This window comes from Kitasatospora sp. NEAU-69 (assembly GCF_057158765.1).
In genome coordinates, this window is the sequence record NZ_JBWXUE010000013.1 from 12,959 (window position 1) to 30,571 (window position 17,613).

The 17,613-nt window shown below is 73.4% G+C and carries 13 protein-coding genes; 9 read left to right on the forward strand and 4 right to left on the reverse strand.

Annotated elements, in window-relative coordinates; genetic code table 11:
- The first annotated feature begins 54 nt into the window (after window positions 1-54).
- A complete protein-coding gene (locus AC060L_RS16755; RefSeq protein ID WP_483799550.1) occupies window positions 55-441 on the forward strand; it encodes a DUF3040 domain-containing protein in 387 nt (128 codons plus the stop codon).
- A gap of 163 nt (window positions 442-604) precedes the next feature.
- On the opposite strand, the gene AC060L_RS16760 is transcribed toward AC060L_RS16755, so the two are convergent.
- From AC060L_RS16760 to AC060L_RS16775, 4 genes are all read right to left on the reverse strand, one after another.
- A complete protein-coding gene (locus tag AC060L_RS16760) occupies window positions 605-3,058 on the reverse strand; it encodes a transglutaminase TgpA family protein (protein ID WP_483799551.1) in 2,454 nt (817 codons plus the stop codon).
- Entirely contained in the window at window positions 3,055-4,446 is a 1,392-nt protein-coding gene (locus AC060L_RS16765) for a DUF58 domain-containing protein (RefSeq protein ID WP_483799552.1), read from the reverse strand. The genes AC060L_RS16760 and AC060L_RS16765 overlap by 4 nt, the downstream gene beginning before the upstream one ends.
- A 1-nt stretch (window position 4,447) precedes the next feature.
- Window positions 4,448-5,437 carry an AAA family ATPase gene (locus AC060L_RS16770; RefSeq protein ID WP_483799737.1) on the reverse strand — a complete coding sequence of 330 codons (990 nt, stop codon included), beginning with the start codon at window positions 5,435-5,437 and terminating at the stop codon, window positions 4,448-4,450.
- 292 nt (window positions 5,438-5,729) lie between these two features.
- On the reverse strand, window positions 5,730-6,272 hold the full coding sequence (locus AC060L_RS16775) for a beta-class carbonic anhydrase (RefSeq protein ID WP_483799553.1): 543 nt from the start codon (window positions 6,270-6,272) through the stop codon (window positions 5,730-5,732).
- Between the two features lie 372 nt (window positions 6,273-6,644).
- Here AC060L_RS16775 and rsmH point away from each other — a divergent pair, with 372 nt between their 5' ends.
- The 8 genes from rsmH (at window position 6,645) to ftsW (ending at window position 17,607) form a co-directional block, all read left to right on the forward strand.
- On the forward strand, window positions 6,645-7,613 hold the full coding sequence (gene rsmH, locus AC060L_RS16780) for a 16S rRNA (cytosine(1402)-N(4))-methyltransferase RsmH (protein ID WP_483799554.1): 969 nt from the start codon (window positions 6,645-6,647) through the stop codon (window positions 7,611-7,613).
- Between the two features lie 25 nt (window positions 7,614-7,638).
- Complete coding sequence (gene ftsL / locus AC060L_RS16785) at window positions 7,639-8,277, forward strand: cell division protein FtsL (protein WP_483799555.1); 639 nt, start codon at window positions 7,639-7,641, stop codon at window positions 8,275-8,277.
- Window positions 8,274-10,439, forward strand: a complete 2,166-nt coding sequence (locus AC060L_RS16790) for a peptidoglycan D,D-transpeptidase FtsI family protein (RefSeq protein ID WP_483799556.1) — start codon at window positions 8,274-8,276, stop codon at window positions 10,437-10,439. The genes ftsL and AC060L_RS16790 overlap by 4 nt, the downstream gene beginning before the upstream one ends.
- A gap of 105 nt (window positions 10,440-10,544) precedes the next feature.
- Window positions 10,545-12,104 (forward strand): UDP-N-acetylmuramoyl-L-alanyl-D-glutamate--2,6-diaminopimelate ligase, encoded by a 1,560-nt coding sequence (locus AC060L_RS16795; protein ID WP_483799557.1) that lies wholly within the window; start codon window positions 10,545-10,547, stop codon window positions 12,102-12,104.
- On the forward strand, window positions 12,101-13,519 hold the full coding sequence (locus AC060L_RS16800) for a UDP-N-acetylmuramoyl-tripeptide--D-alanyl-D-alanine ligase (protein WP_483799558.1): 1,419 nt from the start codon (window positions 12,101-12,103) through the stop codon (window positions 13,517-13,519). Before AC060L_RS16795 ends, AC060L_RS16800 begins: the two co-directional genes overlap by 4 nt.
- On the forward strand, window positions 13,516-14,577 hold the full coding sequence (mraY, locus tag AC060L_RS16805; protein WP_483799559.1) for a phospho-N-acetylmuramoyl-pentapeptide-transferase: 1,062 nt from the start codon (window positions 13,516-13,518) through the stop codon (window positions 14,575-14,577). Before AC060L_RS16800 ends, mraY begins: the two co-directional genes overlap by 4 nt.
- Before the next feature lie 11 nt (window positions 14,578-14,588).
- Window positions 14,589-16,067: a UDP-N-acetylmuramoyl-L-alanine--D-glutamate ligase gene (murD, locus tag AC060L_RS16810; RefSeq protein ID WP_483799738.1), complete on the forward strand. Its 1,479-nt coding sequence runs from the start codon at window positions 14,589-14,591 to the stop codon at window positions 16,065-16,067.
- A gap of 175 nt (window positions 16,068-16,242) precedes the next feature.
- A complete protein-coding gene (gene ftsW, locus AC060L_RS16815) occupies window positions 16,243-17,607 on the forward strand; it encodes a putative lipid II flippase FtsW (RefSeq protein WP_483799560.1) in 1,365 nt (454 codons plus the stop codon).
- The last annotated feature ends 6 nt before the right edge of the window (window positions 17,608-17,613 follow it).

The window sequence follows — 17,613 nt, forward strand, 5'->3', positions numbered from 1 at the left end:
GACAAGGCCAGGTGGCAGACCGGTCGCCCAGCGACCGACGAGTAGGAGGACTCCGTGCCGCTCTCGGAGCACGAGCAGCGACTGCTCGACCAGATGGAGCGAGCGCTGTACGCCGAAGATCCCAAGTTCGCGTCGGCGCTTGAGGGAACCGGGCTGCGCACCTACACGCGCCGGCGGGTCTACCTGGCCGCGCTCGGCTTCGTGGTCGGGGTGGGCGTGCTGATGGGAGGCATGGTCGTGCCCTCGATCCCGTTGGGCGTCGTGGGCTTCCTGGTCATGCTGGTCTGCGCGGTGATCGCGGTCGCCGGCTGGCGACGGCACCCGGACGCGGGCCCCGCGACAGGTCTGCGGACGGCTCCGCCGGTCCGCAGGGCCGGCGTGATGGACCGGATGGAACAGCGCTGGCAGCGCCGCCGGGACGAGCACGACGGCCGCCTGTAAGGCTCACAGTCGCAGATGGGCGGGTGATCCCCTCGGGGACCACCCGCCCATCCGTCGTTTTCCGCCCGGCCCGACCGCCTGGCCCGAGCTCCCCGCCCGACCGCCTGGTCCGACCGCTCCGCCCGACCGGGGAGCCCGGCCGGGCGGAGCGCTGTCCGTGCGGTTACGGCTCCTGCCGCTCCTGCCCGCCCCGGCGCGGCCGCCGTGCGAGCCGTCCGCCCGCGCGGCGCACCGGCCCGGTCAGCCGTGCACCGGCCCGGCCGAACGCCGCCCGGGTGCCCAGCCGCACCGCGAGCAGCCGGTCCGCCGCCCGCCAGACCAGCCGTGCGGCCGAGGGCGGCAGCAGCAGCGCCCGCACCCGCCGCCGCCGGCCGGCCGAGGCCCGCAGGCCGTCGCGCACCGTCCGCACGTCGCTGCCCAGCGGCGCCGCGACTCCGGGGTCGCGGGCGTACAGCACCCGCTCGGTGGCCAGCGCCACCCGCCCGACCGCGGCCCGGGCCGGCTCGTCCAGCTCGCCGGCCTCGCTGATCCGCCGCACGGTGTACCGCGGGCTGCGCGCCTCGTCCGGCGGGATGCCGAGGTCCCAGGCGGTGTCGATCAGCTCGGCCCAGGCGGCCAGCACCTGCCCCTCGGTCAGTCCGCCACCGGGCCCGCCGGCCCGCCGCCGCCCCTCGCCGAGCCGGCGCCGGCGCAGCCGGGACCGCCAGACCATCGGCGCCAGCAGCAGGGCCAGCACCAGCCCGGCCCCCGCCAGCAGCGCCAGCACCTGCGGGGTGAGCCACGGGTCGGCCTTCTTGACCGCCACGGTCGCGGTCGGCTTCTCCGCCGGGCACTCGCCCAGCTTGCGCAGCTGCACCGGGCAGCCGCTCTGCGGCTTGGGCGCCGCGCTGCCCGGGTCGGACGGCGCGGCCGAACTCTCCGCCGCGCTGGGCGAGGCGGTCGGCGCGGTAGCGGCACCGGAGTAGTCCGGCGCGACGCCGCGGCTCGGGGTCGGCTCGAACCGCAGCCAGCCGGCGCCGTCGAAGTACAGCTCGGGCCACGCGTGGTAGTCCTTGGTGCCGACCTCGTAGTCGCCGTTGCCCAGCGACTGGCCGGGGGCGAAGCCGACCGCCACCCGGGCCGGGATGCCGAGCGAGCGGGCCATCGCCGCCATGGTGGCGGCGAAGTGCACGCAGAAGCCCCGCTTGTCCTGGAGGAACTTCAGGATCGCGGTCGAGCCGCCGGTGCCCGGGTCCACCGAGGCGTCGTAGGTGAAGCCGCCGGAGACCGCGAACCAGTCCTGCAGCGCGACCGCCTTGTCGTACTCGCTGCCCTTGCCCTCGGTGATGGTGACCGCGGTGTCGTGCACCGCCGCCGGCAGGTCGGCCGGCAGCTTGAGGTAGCGGTCGGTGATCGCGGCGGGTGCGGGGGCCGCCGACCGCAGCTGGTCAGCGGTCGGCTTGGTGATCAGCGAGCTGACCGAGTACTGCAGCCCGGTGGCCTTCTGGCCGTGGTCGCCGATGATCGAGCGGACGTCCGGCTCGTAGCGCCAGCTGCCCGGCACGGTGGCCCGCTGCAGCGCGTACGGCGCCGGCAGCCACTCGGTGCTCAGCGAGCTGGAGACGTTGATCTGGGTCTCCATCGTGTGCTGGGCGATGTTCTCCGACAGGCCGTCGGGGTAGGGCAGCGAGGAGGGCACCGCCTCGACGTTCTGCACGCCGGGCTTCCAGGACGTGCCGTCGAAGTCGTCCAGCGCGGTGATCCGCAGGTACGCCGTGCGCAGGTCCGGGTCGTCGCCGTGGTAGCGGATCAGCTCCTGGTTGTTCGGGCGGCGCAGGCCGTCGGCCAGCGAGACGACCGGGTTGAGCGCGTTGATGCTGCCGCCCTTCCCGTCGCCGCTGCCCGAGCCGAACCGCCCGTTGACCAGGTCGAGGTTCCAGTTCGGCGCCACGGCCGGCAGCAGCATCGCGATCGCCAGGGCGATCAGGCCGATCCGGTGGCCGCCGGCGGAGAGCGTGCCGCTGCGGTTGTCCGGGGCGGCGCCCCGGAACACCCGTCCCCAGCGGGAGAGCCGGTCGCGGCCCTCGGCGAAGAGCAGCCCGAGGAAGCCTGCGGAGGTCAGCAGGAACCAGAGCCAGTCCGGTCCGCTGTCGGCGGCCAGCCCGGTGCCGACGGAGTAGAGCGCCAGCAGCGGCAGGCCGGCGAGCGCGGCCCGCCGGTAGCTGACCGCCAGCGTGTCCACCACGACGGCGACCGCGGCGACCGAGGCGATCAGCAGCAGCCGCAGGCCGGGGGTGGCGGGCGCCGGGATCGCGTAGGCGCGGATGTCGTTGCCGGCGCTGACCAGCAGGTCGTTCGCCGCGCTCATCGCGTTCGGTCCGGGCAGCACGCCGAGCGTGAAACTGGAGCCGACCGCGTCGAAGAGCAGCAGGTAGCAGACCACCACCAGCTCGCCGAGCGCGATCAGCGGCCGGGCCACCGAGAGCCGGCGCAGCCCGGCGCCGACCAGTGCCACCACGGCGACCAGCAGCCCCGCCCCGAGCAGCCAGCCGGCCGGCCGGAGCAGCGGGCTCAGCGCGAACATGGCGAGCCCGGTGGCCAGCGCCGCGTACACCGTCAGTCTCGCGCGCGTCGTCATGCGCCCGCCCCGTTCCTGGTCGATCGACGGCCGGTCGATCCGCCGTCGGCGGCGGACTGGGCCGGTGGCTGGGCCTGGGCCTGGGACTGCGCCTGGACCTCGGCCTGGCGGTCCGCCAGCCGCCACAGTTCGGGCAGCGAATCGCCGGCCCGTGCGGTCAGCACGGTCCAGCCGGCCTCGCGCAGCAACCGCACCGAGCGCTCCACCGCCGGCTCGGAGCCGTCGGGGAACGACTTGCGCAGGCCGGCCCAGCTCGCGGTGTCCAGCACGATCGCGACCGCGGCCCCGGTCCGCCGGCGCAGCCGGCCGAGCGCGGCCACCTGCTCGTCGTCGAGCGTGCCGAGCAGCGCCACCACCAGGCCCTCACCGCCGAGCCGCAGCACCTCGTCGGCGCGGTTCAGCCCGCCTCCGGAGGAGTGCTGGACGACCGCGAGCGAATCCAGCAGCAGGCCGATCGACTCGCTCACCGAGACGCCGCCGGCCGAGCTGGTCGCCGGCGTCTGGGCGCCGGTGTCGGTGAGCAGCCTGGTCTGGTAGCCGCGCTCCAGCAGGTGGACGCCGATCGAGGCCGCCGAGCCGACCGCCCATTCGAACGAGGAAGCCGGGCCGCTGCCGCGGTGCCCGATCTCCCGGGTGTCCAGCAGCACCGTGGCGCGGGCGCGCTGCGGCTGCTCCTCGCGGCGGACCATCAGTTCGCCGTACTTCGCGGTGGACTTCCAGTGCACCCGGCGCAGGTCGTCGCCGTGCCGGTACTCGCGCGGCACGGTGTCGTCGTCGCCGGCCAGCGCGACCGCGCGCGAGGTGCTCTCGCCGTAGCCGCTCCACTCGCCGGCCAGCTTCACCGCCGGCAGCGCCTGCACCTGCGGGACCACCGTGAGCATGTCCGCGGAGCTGAACGAGCGGGTCAGCTCGCACATCCCGAACGGGTCGGTGAGCCGCAGTTGCAGCGGCCCGAGCGGATAGCGCCCGCGCAGGTCGGAGCGGACCCGGTAGGAGACCTCGCGGTAGCCCTGCGGCTCGACCCGGTCCAGCACGAACCGCGGCCGCGGCCCGAGCACGTACGGGACCTTGTCCTCCAGCATCAGCAGTCCGCTCGGCACCCGGGAGATGTTGTCCACCCGCAGGTGGACCCGGGCCTCCTGGCCCGCCTGCGCGCGGTGCGGGGCGAGCCGGCGGCCGCTGGCCACCCGGTAGCGGGTGCGCAACAGCAGCAGCGCGGCGACCAGCGGCAGCACCGCCAGCAGCGCGCCGACCCGCAACAGGGCGCCCTGGCCCAGCGCGTAGGAACAGAGCACCGCGGTCACGCCGGCGGCGAGGAAGGAGCGGCCCCGAGTGGTCAGGCCGCGCAGTCCGGTACGGATCCCGGACTGCTCACCGCTTGACGACACGTCAGGCCCTCCGGCCGGGGCCGGTGCCGTGCGGGCCCTGCGGGCGGGGGAGCGGCAGCCGGGCGACCAGCTCCTGGACGATCTGCTCGGCGCCGCGGCGGCTCAGCTGGGCCTCCGCGGTCGGCAGCAGCCGGTGCGCGAGCACGGGGACGGCGAGCGCCTGGACGTCGTCCGGCAGCACGTAGTCGCGGCCGGCCAGCGCGGCCGCGGCGCGGGCCGCCCGGACCAGGTGCAGGGTGGCCCGGGGCGAGGCGCCGAGCCGCAGCTCGGGCGAGGTCCGGGTGGCGGCGACCAGGTCCACGGCGTAGCGGCGGACGCTGTCGGCCATGTGCACGCTGCGCACCACGTCGATCAGCTTGAGGATGTCGTGCGCGTGCGCGACCGGCTGGAGGTCGCTCAGCGGGTCCGCGCCGCCGTGCACGTCGAGCATCGCCAGCTCGGCCTCGGGGCTCGGGTAGCCGATCGAGATCCGGGCCATGAAGCGGTCGCGCTGGGCCTCCGGGAGGGGGTAGGTGCCCTCCATCTCGATCGGGTTCTGGGTCGCCACCACCATGAACGGCGAGGGCAGCTCGTACGTGGTGCCGTCGATCGTCACCTGGCGCTCGGCCATCGACTCCAGCAGCGCCGACTGGGTCTTCGGCGAGGCCCGGTTGATCTCGTCGCCGACCACGATCTGCGCGAAGATCGCGCCGGGCCGGAACTCGAAGTCCATCCGCTGCTGGTCGAAGACGTTGGTACCGGTCACGTCCGAGGGCAGCAGGTCGGGGGTGAACTGGATCCGGCGCACCGTGCAGTCCACCGACTTGGCCAGCGCCTTGGCGAGCATGGTCTTGCCCACGCCGGGGACGTCCTCCAGCAGCAGGTGACCCTCGGCCAGCATCACGGTCAGCGCGAGGCGCACCGCCTCCGGCTTGCCCTCGATCACGCTCTCGACCGAGGCCCGCACCCGCTCGACCACCGCGCTCAGCTCGGGCAGACCCGCCGGTCCCATCGGGACCGTCCCCGGCCGCGGATCCGGCCCGCGCCCATCGAGACCGGTCTGCTCGTTGTAGGTCGTCACGCGTCCGCTCCTCGCCCCTGCTCCATTGGTCTGCGGCGCATTCTTCCCTGAGCGGTGGCCAGAAGTCACCCGACGGGGTGACACGGGGGGCGCCTGAGCAGTGCGGGACCGTCCGTGTCAGTACGGACGGTCCCGGAATCGGTGCCCGCGGGGGAACGGGCGGACTGCCCGATCGGGCAGCCAGTGGCCGGAAGGCTGGGCGGACGGCCGGTCGGACGGCCGGTCAGACGATCTCGCGGAGCAGGCCGGTGTGCACGTCGAAGACGAAGCCGCGCACGTCGTCGGTGTGCAGCAGGAACGGCGAGGTGCGCACCCGCTGCATGGACTGCCGGACGTCGCCGTCCAGGTCCACGAAGGACTCGACCGCCCACTGCGGCCGCTGGCCGACCTCCAGCTCCAGCTCGCGGCGGAAGTCCTCGGTGAGCCCGAGCAGGCCGCAGCCGGTGTGGTGGATCAGCGCGATCGAGCGGGTGCCGAGTGCCCGCTGGCTGATGGTGAGCGAGCGGATCGTGTCGTCGGTCACCACGCCGCCGGCGTTGCGGATCACGTGGGCGTCGCCCAGCTCCAGCCCGAGCGCGGCGAACAGGTCGAGCCGCGCGTCCATGCACGCCACCACGGTGACCTTCTGCACCGGACGGGCGTCCATGCCGCCGTCCAGGAAGCCCACGGCGTACTCGCGGTTGGCGGCTACGAAGCGATCGATGATCGTCTCAGTAACCGGGGCGGTGGGGTCGCTGGGGGACGACCGGTCGGGGGTCACTGTCATAACTCCGACGGTAGTAGGAATTGGCTGCTCGTGGTGAGGTCAGGGGCGATCCGGTGGGCCGGTGTGACGCAGCACATAGGAGCGCAGATAGCGCGTGCGCGGCGCGCGTGGCGCCCCCGGGCGGTGCGGGCGCCCGCTGTAGTCTGACGGTCCGTACGCAGCCTGCGGCCTCCTCCCGCTCCGTGCCACCTGGCGCACCTTCCCCGGCGCCGGGCGGTATCGCCTTCCCCCGGTGAGCGGGTGGGGACCATGGGCGGCGTCCGGCGTGCTGCCCGCCGTGGGCGAGAATGGTCCGAGCTCCAGCTCCAGCTCCCCGGCGCCGTCACGCGATTCTCGGGCGGCTCCGCACCCGAGGAAAGGCGCCCGCGCGCAATGGCCACCGGCAGTCCCGCCCCGAAGCACGTCCCCGTCATGCTGCAGCGCTGCATGGACGCCCTGGCCCCGGCGATCGCCGAGCCCGGCGCGGTGGTGGTGGACGCGACGCTCGGTCTCGGCGGCCACAGTGAGGCGCTGCTCACCCAGTTCCCCGAGGTCCGGCTCGTCGCGGTGGACCGCGACCCGGCCGCGCTGCGCCTCGCCGGCGAGCGGCTGGCGCCGTTCGGCGAGCGGGCCACCCTGGTGCACGCGGTCTACGACGAGATCCCGGATGTGCTCGCCGAGCTCGGCATCGCGAAGGTGCAGGGCCTGCTCTTCGACCTCGGCGTTTCCTCGATGCAGCTGGACGAGGCCGAGCGCGGCTTCGCCTACGCGCAGGACGCACCGCTCGACATGCGGATGGACCAGACCCGCGGTCTGAGCGCCGCCGAGGTGCTCAACACCTACAGCCACGGCGACCTGGCCCGGATCCTCAAGGTCTACGGCGAGGAGCGGTTCGCCGGCAAGATCGCCTCGGTGATCCTGCGGGAGCGCGAGAAGGAACCGTTCACCAACAGCGCGCGTCTTGTCGACCTGGTACGCAATGCCATCCCGGCGGCCACCCGGCGCACCGGCGGCAACCCGGCCAAGCGGACCTTCCAGGCGCTGCGGATCGAGGTCAACGGCGAGCTGGAGGTGCTGGACCGGGCGATCCCGAACGCGCTGGGCGTCCTCGCGCTCGGCGGGCGGATCGCGGTGATGTCCTACCAGTCGCTGGAGGACCGCCTGGTCAAGGGCTACCTCGCGGCCGGTGCAACCAGCACCGCGCCGCCCGGGCTGCCGTTCATCCCCGAGGAGCACCAGCCCTGGCTCAAGCTGGTCACCCGCGGTGCCGAACTGGCCACGGAGGCGGAGATCGAGGAGAACCGGCGCGCCGCGCCCGTCCGGCTGCGGGTGGCGGAGAGGATCAGGAACACCCGGGGCTGAGGCCCGGTCGGGGGAGGGTGAGGGCGTGAGGGAGAACGTGGTGCAGGCGGCCGGCGAGGGCATCCATCGGGGCAGGCTGCTGCCGGGGCAACTGGGGCGGGCGCGGATCACCGTGCGGCCCGGGCGTTCGCCACGCGGCAACGGGCGCGGGCGGACCCCGTTCGCGGTGCTCGTCGTGGTGCTGCTCACGCTCGGTCTGCTCGGCCTGCTGATGCTCAACACCGCGCTCAACGAGGGCTCCTTCGAGCTGACGAAGCTGCAGAAGCAGACCACCCAGCTGACGGACCAGCAGCAGAGCCTGCAGCAGCAGATCGCCCAGCAGGCGGCGCCGGACGCGCTGGACCGCTCGGCCCGCCAGCTCGGCATGGTCCCCGGCGGTGACCCGGCGTTCCTGCAGGACGACGGCAAGGTGCTCGGCACGCCCAGCGCGGCCAAGGACAGCCCGCCGGTGAAGAGCACCGGCGCCGCGCTCTGGCCCGGCCAGAACGCGCCCACCCAGAACGCACCCGCACCGGCCGCCTCGCCGACGCCGTCCGCGTCGTCCGCCGCGCCCGCGCCGTCCGGCTCCGTCGCACCGCCGCCCCCGGCCGCCGATCCGGCGGCCACCGGTGAGGGCTCGCTGCGGGTGGACCCGGTCACGCCCTCCGCGGAGGCGAGCCGATGACCACGCCGCGCCGTCCCCGTGACCCCGGCGAGCGCCGCGAGCGCCCCGCCGCCCCCCAGCAGCGCCGGTCCGGCGAGAGGTCCGGCGAGCGCGCCGACCGGTCCGCGGCCGAGCGCCCGCGCCGGTCCGCGCCGGCCGGCGCCGCGCGGCCCAGGCCCGATGCCGGTGCCAGGCCCGCGGCGGCCAGGTCGGGGGCGAAGCCCGGTGCGCGCCCGGCCGCGCAGCCAGGCGCCCGCCCGGCCGTCAAGCGCCGCCCGCCGGCCCGTCCGCAGCCGCGCCGGCTCAAGCTCGCCGACCCCAGGCGCCGGCTGCGCGTGGTGCTGGTCGCGCTGGCCGTGGTCTTCTCGATCTTCGCGGCCCGGCTGGCGCAGATCCAGCTGTTCGACGCCGGCACGCTCTCCGCCGCCGCGAGCCAGTACCGCTACGCCGACATCCCGCTGCCCGCCACCCGCGGCTCGATAACGTCAGCCGACGGAGTGGCGCTGGCCACCACCGTGGACGCCTACGACATCGCCGTCGACCCGACCATGTTCACCCCCGAGGCACTGCACATCCCGGACGGTCCGGAACGGGCCGCCGACCTGCTCGCGCCGATCCTGAGCATGCCCAGGGACAAGGTGATCGCCAAGCTGCGCACGCCGAAGACCCGCGGCGTCACGCTCGCCCCGCGGCAGAGCCCGGACGTCCGTAACCAGATCATCGACCTGCGCGCCTCGCTCATCAAGAAGGTCGACACCAAGAGCTGCCGGGCGCAGAAGGCGCTGGCCGCCAAGCCCGCCGCCCAGGGCGGCGGCGGCACCATCGACGAGGCGTGCGTCAACCCGCTGGAGGGCGTCGTCTCGCAGGCCACCACCGCCCGGGTCTACCCGGCGGACGGCCTGGCCTCGAACCTGGTCGGCTTCGTCAACGGCAAGGGCGCCGGGGCCGGCGGCCTGGAACTCCAGTTCCAGCAGCAGCTGGCGGGCCAGGACGGTCACCGGATCTCCGCGGTCTCCGGCGGCCAGCCGATCCCGACCGGCGGCGGCACCAGCCAGCAGGACGCGGTGCCCGGCAGCGACGTCCGGCTGACCATCAACCGGGACATCCAGTGGGCCGCGCAGCGCGCCATCACCGACCAGGTCAGCGCGTCCGGGGCGGAGAAGGGCTATGTGATCGTCCAGGACGTGCAGAGCGGCCAGATCCTGGCGATGGCCACCTCGCCCGGCTTCAACCCGAACGACCTCAGCACCGCCAGCGCCGACCAGCTCGGCAACCCGGCGCTCCAGGACGCCTACGAGCCCGGCAGCACCGCGAAGCTGATGACGATGGCCGCTGTGCTGGACACCGGTTCGGCGAACTGGGACACCCACGTGACCGTGCCCGGCACGCTGCAGCGCTCCACCCAGGTCTTCCACGACGACGTGGACCACGGCACCTGGTACCTGACGCTGAACGGCGTGCTCGCGAAGTCCTCCAACATCGGCACCATCGAGGCGGCCGAGCACCTGGGCCAGAGCCAGCAGCAGTCCAACCAGATCCTGGACGGCTACCTGGACAAGTTCGGCATCGGCAAGCCGTCCGGTCTGGACTTCCCCGGCGAGACCCGCGGCCTGCTCGCGAAGCCGGAGGACTGGTCGGGCACCCAGCAGTACACGATCCCGTTCGGCCAGGGCCTGTCCGTCAACGCGCTGCAGGCCACCTCGGTCTACTCGACGATCGCGAACGGCGGCGTGCGGGTCGCGCCGAGCCTGGTGGCCGGGATCACCGGTCCGGACGGCCGGTTCACCCCGAGCGCGCCGGGTGCGCAGACCCGGGTGGTCAAGCCGGAGACCGCCAAGACGCTGGAGCAGATGCTGGAGTCGGTCGTCACCGACGACCAGGGCACCGGCAACACCGCGCAGATTCCTGGCTACCGGGTGGCCGGCAAGACCGGCACGGCCAACCGGGTGGACCCGAAGACCGGCAAGTACTCGGGCTACACCGCCTCGTTCATCGGCTTCGCGCCGGCCGAGGCGCCTCGGCTCACCGTCTCCTGCGTGATCCAGAACCCGGTCAACGGCCACTTCGGTGGCCCGCTCTGCGGACCGGTCTTCAAGCAGGTGATGGAGTTCGCACTGAAGACCCTCCAGGTGCCGCCGAGCAGCAGCCAACCCCCCAATCTGCCCGTCGACTGGAAGCCCTGAAGCATGCGCAGCGATGTGAACCCCGTCACAGTATCCCGGGTGTCCCAGGAGTCCGACGGGGCCTCACTTGGCCTCGACCGCCCCTTGGCCGATAGCCTGCCCGCCGTGCCGAAATCAGACCAAACCAGTGTGAGCCCCCCGCGCCCGACCACGGCGGTGCCGCTGCCGCTCGCCGAGATCTCCCGGATCCTGGGCGTGCCGGCGGTCGAGGGCGACCCGGCCCGCGGCATCACCCACGACTCCCGCGCGGTGCGTCCGGGCGATGTGTACGTGGCCTTCGCCGGGGCCAACCACCACGGCGCCGCCTTCGCGGCGCAGGCGGCGGCGAGCGGAGCCGTCGCGGTCCTCACCGACCCGGCGGGCGCCGAGCAGGCGGCCGGCCTGGCGGTTCCGCTGCTGGTCGTCGACCAGCCACGGGCCTGGATGGGCGCCCTGGCGGCCCGGATCTACGGCGAGCCCGCGCAGGCGCTGCTGACCATCGGCATCACCGGCACCAACGGCAAGACCACCACCGCGTACCTGGTCGAGGGCGGCCTGCTCGGCGCCGGCAAGGTCCCCGGTGTGATCGGCACCGTGGAGATGCGGGTCGGCGCCGAGCGGATCAAGAGCGAGCGCACCACGCCCGAGGCCACCGACCTGCACGCGATCCTCGCGGTGATGCGCGAGCGCGGGGCCGACGCGGTGGTGATGGAGGTCTCCAGCCACGCGCTGGTCTACGGCCGGGCCGACGGCGTCTCGTACGACGTCGCCGTCTTCAACAACCTGACGCCGGAGCACCTCGACTTCCACCCGGACATGGAGGACTACTACCTGGCCAAGGCGCGCCTGTTCGAGGCGGGCCGCAGCCGGGCCGGGGTGGTCAACCTGGACGACCCCTTCGGGCGCCGCCTCGCGGGTGAGGCCGCGATCCCGGTGACCTCGTTCTCCGCCAAGGGTGCGCCGGAGGCCGACTGGCGGGCCGTGGACGTGCAGCTCGGGCCGGTCAGCTCGACCTTCCGGGTGCTCGGCCCCGACGGCGCGACGGCCGACGCCGTGGTCCCGCTGCCCGGCCCGTTCAACGTGGCCAACGCGCTCGGCGCGATCACCGCGCTGGTGACCGCCGGCCTGCCGCTGGCCGACGCGGTCGCCGGCATCGCCGCGGTGCCCGGCGTGCCGGGCCGGCTGGAGCGGGTGGACGCGGGGCAGCCCTTCGTCGCGGTGGTGGACTACGCGCACAAGCCGGACGCGCTGCAGGCGGTGCTGGAGTCGCTGCGCGAGGTCACCAAGGGCCGACTGCACGTGGTGATCGGCTGCGGCGGCGACCGCGACCCGCACAAGCGCGCCCCGATGGGCGCGATCGCCGCACGCCTGGCCGACACCGCCGTGCTGACCAGTGACAACCCGCGCTCGGAGGACGCGCTGGCGATCCTGGCCAGCATGCTGTCCGGCGCGGTCGCGGTCCCCGAGGCGGAGCGCGGCGAGCTGCTGGTGCTGCCGGACCGCGCCGAGGCGATCGCGGGCGCGGTGGCCCGCGCGCACGCCGGGGACACCGTGCTGGTGGCCGGCAAGGGCCATGAGCTGGGCCAGTACGTCAAGGGCGAGGTCCGCCCGTTCGACGATCGCGAGGTGTTGCGCGAGGCCATCGCGCACGCCCACCGCGGCGACCGAGGAGTGGAGCAGCTGTGATCGCACTGACCCTGGCCGAGGTGGCCGCCGCGACCGGCGGCCGGCTCGTCGACGTGACCGACCCGCAGGCGCTGGTGACCGGCCCGCTGGCGGTGGACTCCCGCAAGGTGCAGCCGGGCGGCCTGTTCGCGGCCTTCCGGGGCGAGCACGTGGACGGGCACGACTACGCCGAGCGGGCGGTGGCGGCCGGTGCCGCGCTGGTGCTCGCCGAGCGCGCGGTCGGCGTGCCGTCCGTGCTGGTGGCGAACGTGCAGGACGCGATGGGCCGGCTGGCCCAGGCGGTCGTCGACCGGGCCAAGGGCGCCCGGGTGGTCGCGCTGACCGGCTCGGCCGGTAAAACCAGTACCAAGGACCTGATCGCCCAGCTGCTGGCCGGGCTCGGCCCGACCGTCTACACCGAGGGCTCGCTCAACAACGAGCTCGGCTTCCCGATCACGGCCACCCGGGTCGAGGAGGACACCCGGCACCTGGTGCTGGAGATGGGCGCCCGGCACAAGGGCGACATCGCCTACCTCTGCTCGCTGGCCCGCCCCTCGGTCGCGCTGGTGCTCAACGTCGGCAGTGCGCACCTGGGCGAGTTCGGCTCCAAGGAGGGCATCGCCGAGGCCAAGGGCGAGCTGGTCGAGTCGCTGGCCGAGGACGGCACCGCGGTGCTGAACGCCGACGATCCGCTGGTCCGTGCGATGGCCTCGCGTACCCGTGCGAAGGTCGTCCTCTTCGGCGAGAGCCGGGATGCCCACGTTCGCGCACAGGATGTTCGCCTGGACTCCACCGGTCGTCCATCGTTCACGCTGACCACCCCGGCCGGTTCCGCTCCGGTCCAGCTGCGCCTGTACGGTGAGCACCACGTCTCGAACGCCCTCGCCGCCGCTGCGGTGGCGATGGAGCTCGGGCTGTCCGTCGACGACACCGCCGCCGCCCTCGGCGCGGCGGGTGCGCTGTCCCGCTGGCGCATGGAGGTCGTCGACCGGGCCGATGGAGTCACCGTCGTGAACGACGCGTACAACGCGAACCCGGAGTCGATGCGGGCCGCGCTGCGCGCGCTCGCCACGATGGGCGGCCGCGGCCCGGAGCGCCGCCGTACCTGGGCGGTGCTCGGCGAGATGCGGGAACTCGGCGAGGAGAGCCTCGACGAGCATGACGCCATCGGGCGGCTCGCGGTCCGGCTCGACGTCACCAAGCTGGTGGCGGTCGGCGGGCGCGACGCGGCCTGCATGGAACTGGGCGCGAGGAACGAAGGTTCGTGGGGTGAGGAGTCGGTGCTGGTGTCCGACGCGAACGCGGCGGTCGAGCTGCTGCGTGGTCAACTGCGGCCAGGGGACGTGGTGCTGGTGAAGGCCAGCCGGTCGGTCGGCCTGGAGCGGGTCGCCGAGGCGTTGCTGGCGGACGGTACGGCCGGCGGTGCTGCCAGGTGAGGCAGATCCTCTTCTCCGGCATGATCGGCCTGGTGCTGTCGCTCTTCGGCACCCCGGCGCTGATCAAGCTGCTGGCCAAGAACGGCTACGGCCAGTACATCCGCGACGACGGCCCCAAGGCGCACCACAGCAAGCGCGGTACGCCGACCATGGGTGGTATCGCCTTCATCCTGGCCACGCTGATCGCGTACGCGCTGAGCAAGGTGATAACGGGCGAGCAGCCGCGGGCCTCTGGCCTGCTGGTGCTCTTCCTGATGACCGGACTCGGCGTGGTCGGCTTCCTGGACGACTACATCAAGGTGGTCAAGCGCCGCTCGCTCGGCCTGCGGGCCAAGGCGAAGCTGCTCGGGCAGTCCTTCGTCGGCCTGGCCTTCGCGATCCTGTCGCTCCAGTTCAGCGACAACCGCGGGATCAGCCCGGCCTCGACCCACCTGTCCTTCGTGCACGACTTCGGCTGGGCGATCGGCCCGGTGCTGTTCGTCATGTGGGCGTATTTCATGATCGCCGGCATGTCCAACGGCGTGAACCTCACCGACGGTCTGGACGGCCTGGCCACCGGCGCCTCGGTGATGGTCTTCGGCGCCTACACGTTCATCGGCGTCTGGCAGTACAACCAGAGCTGCGCCCGGATGATCACCGCGACCGCCAACTGCTTCGAGGTCCGCGACCCGCTGGACCTGGCCGTCGTCGCGTCCGCGCTGATGGGCTCCTGCTTCGGCTTCCTGTGGTGGAACACCTCGCCGGCCAAGATCTTCATGGGCGACACCGGTTCGCTGGCCCTCGGCGGCGCGCTCGCCGGCCTGGCGATCTGCTCGCGCACCGAGCTGCTGCTGCCGCTGCTCGGCGGCCTCTTCGTGATCATCACGCTCTCGGTGATCATCCAGGTCGGCTCGTTCCGGATGACCGGCAAGCGGGTGTTCAAGATGGCGCCGCTCCAGCACCACTTCGAGCTCAAGGGCTGGAGCGAAGTGCTGATCGTGGTCCGGTTCTGGATCATCCAGGGCCTCTGCGTGGCCGTCGGTCTCGGGATCTTCTACGCGGGATGGGTGACGAGTTGAGCACTGCCGACCTGACCACGCCCGACTTCAAGGGCCTGCCGGTCACCGTGGCCGGGCTCGGCCTCTCCGGCGTCAGTGCGGCGCGGGTGCTGCGCGACCTGGGCGCGGTCGTCACCGTCGTGGACGGCGGCGACAGCCCGGCGCTGCGCAGCAAGGCCGCCGAGCTGACGGCCGGCGAACTGTCCGGCGTGCAGGTCCGGCTCGGCGACGGCGCGACGCTGCCCGAGGGCACCCGACTGGTCGTCACCTCGCCCGGCTGGCCGCCGAGCAGCCCGCTCTTCGCGGCCGCCGCCGAGGCCGGCCTGGAGATCTGGGGCGACGTCGAGCTCGCCTGGCGGCTGCGCAAGCCGCTGCCCGCGACCGGCGAGCCGGCCCCCTGGCTGGCCGTCACCGGTACCAACGGCAAGACCACCACGGTGCAGATGCTCGCCTCGATCCTCACCGCGGCGGGCAAGCACACCGCGGCCGTCGGCAACGTCGGCGTCTCGGTGCTCGACGCGGTGCTGGCCGGCTTCGAGGCCGATACCGACGCCGACGGCCCGGCCGACCGACAGCCGTACGACGTGCTCGCCGTCGAGCTCTCCAGCTACCAGCTGCACTGGGCGCCCTCGCTGCGCCCGCACTCGGCGGCGGTGCTCAACCTGGCCCAGGACCACCTGGACTGGCACGGCTCGATGGAGGCGTACGCCGCCGACAAGGGCCGGATCTACCAGGGCAACCAGGTCGCCTGCGTCTACAACCTGGCCGACCCGGCCACCGAGGAGCTGGTCCGCGAGGCCGACGTCGAGGAGGGCTGCCGGGCGATCGGCTTCGGCCTCGGCGCCCCCGGGCTCTCCCAGTTCGGCGTGGTGGACGGCCTGCTGGTGGACCGCGCCTTCGTGCCGGACCGGGCCAAGAACGCGGCCGAGATCGGCTCGGTCGCCGACGTGGAGCCGCCCGCCCCGCACAACATCGCGAACGCGCTGGCCGCGGCCGCCCTCGCGCGCGCCTACGGCGTGGACGCCAAGGCGATCCGGGACGGGCTGCGCTCCTTTCGCCCGGACGCGCACCGGATCGCCCGGGTGGCCGAGGTGGCCGGGGTCACGTACGTCGATGACTCCAAGGCGACCAACACGCACGCCGCGGCGGCCTCACTGGCGGCCTACCAGCCGATCGTGTGGATCGCCGGCGGCCTGGCCAAGGGCGCGGTCTTCGACGAGCTGGTGCAGGGCGCGGCGGCGCGGCTCCGGGCCGTGGTGCTGATCGGTGCGGACCGCGCGCTGATCCGCGAGGCGCTGGCGCGACACGCCCCGGATGTACCAGTGATCGAAGCGGCCGCGGGCCAGACTGGCGCGGTGGCGATGACCGAGGTGGTCCGGGCCGCCGCGAAGCTCGCCCGTTCGGGCGATACCGTGCTGCTTGCCCCGGCCTGCGCCTCGATGGACATGTTCACCAACTACGGCGAGCGGGGCGACCTCTTCGCCGAGGCGGTGCGGGGTCTGACGGACTGACGGAAACGGCGCCCTCGCCATCCGGAGGCTCCGCCCCGAGCCGAAGGGCCCGCCGGTGCCGAAAGCGACGAGCGACAAGTGACCGAGGTACGAGGGAACGCCGGAGCGAGGAGCGTCGGCGCCGGGTCAAAGGGCCCGGAGGCGAGCGGGCGACAAGCACAGAGGGGCGGCGATTGTGGCGGGGCAGAGCAAGGCGGAGACGGCCGCACCGCCGGAGGGCGGCCCCTCGCCGGCCCTGATCTCGGCCACCAGCACGGTCTTCAAGGCCGAGGGACTGACCGGCCGGGTGAAGGCGCTGCGTGAGCGGCTGCGCTGGACGCTGAACCGTCCGCTGACGCCGTACTACCTGATCCTGGGCTCCGCCTCGCTGCTCGTGGTGCTCGGCCTGGTGATGGTCTTCTCGTCCTCCAACATCACCGCGATCCACCAGGGCCTGCCCGGCCTCTTCTACTTCCGCAAGCAGCTGGTCGCCGTGGTGCTCGGCTCGGTGCTGCTGATCGCGGCCGCCCGGGTGCCGGTGGCGGTGCACCGGGTGCTGGCGTACCCGGTGCTGCTCGGTTCGATCGGCGCGATGGCGCTGGTCGCGATCCCCGGCATCGGCATGACGGTCAACGGCAACCGGAACTGGCTGAATTTCGGCTTCTTCCAGGTGCAGCCCTCGGAGTTCGCCAAGCTCGCGCTGCTGCTCTGGGCCGCGGACCTGCTGGCCCGCAAGCAGAAGGCCGGCACGCTGACCCAGTGGAAGCACCTGCTGGTCCCGCTGGTGCCCGGCGCGCTGCTCCTGCTGCTGCTGATCATGCTCGGCGGCGACATGGGCACCTCGATGATCCTGGTCGCCATGGTCTTCGCGCTGCTCTGGATGGTCGGCGCCCCGCTGCGGCTCTTCGTCGCGACGCTCGGCATCGCGGTGGTCGCGTGCACCGCGCTGATCATCACGGTGCCGCACCGGCTGGACCGGCTCGCCTGCATCGGCATCACCAGGCAGGTGCCCGGACACGACTGCTTCCAGGCGCTGCACGGGCTCTACGCCTTCGGCCTGGGCGGACCGTTCGGGACCGGACTGGGCGCCGGCTACGAGAAGTGGGGCCTGCTGCCGGAGGCGCACACCGACTTCATCTTCGCCGCGACCGGCGAAGAACTGGGGCTGGTGGGGACGCTGTCGGTTATCGGTCTCTTCGCGGCACTAGGGTATGCGGGTATCCGTGTGGCGATCGGCACGAAGGACTCCTTCGTCAGGTACGCCGCGGGAGCCGCCACCACGTGGATCATGGCGCAGGCCATGATCAACCTGGGGTCGGCGCTGGGACTGCTGCCCATCGCGGGCGTACCCCTCCCGCTGTTCTCCTACGGGGGATCCGCCATGCTGTCGGCCATGTGCGCGCTCGGGATGCTGCTCTGCTTCGCACGCAGCGTCCCGGGGGCGAAGGCGGCTCTTGCCGCCCGGAGCTCGAAGTCCCGGTTCAGGACAGGTCTGCGCCGGGTGCTGCCACGACGAACCACAGCGCGCCCGGCCGCTCGGCCCGCGCGCAGGGAGCGGTGAATTTCG

Excerpts from the sequence above, each read along its gene's own strand:
- AC060L_RS16760 (WP_483799551.1), bottom strand. The coding sequence starts at position 3,058 with ATGACGACGCGCGCGAGACTGACGGTGTACGCGGCGCTGGCCACCGGG.
- AC060L_RS16770 (WP_483799737.1), bottom strand. The coding sequence starts at position 5,437 with ATGGGACCGGCGGGTCTGCCCGAGCTGAGCGCGGTGGTCGAGCGGGTG.
- AC060L_RS16775 (WP_483799553.1), bottom strand. The coding sequence starts at position 6,272 with ATGACAGTGACCCCCGACCGGTCGTCCCCCAGCGACCCCACCGCCCCG.
- rsmH (WP_483799554.1), top strand. The coding sequence starts at position 6,645 with ATGGCCACCGGCAGTCCCGCCCCGAAGCACGTCCCCGTCATGCTGCAG.
- AC060L_RS16790 (WP_483799556.1), top strand. The coding sequence starts at position 8,274 with ATGACCACGCCGCGCCGTCCCCGTGACCCCGGCGAGCGCCGCGAGCGC.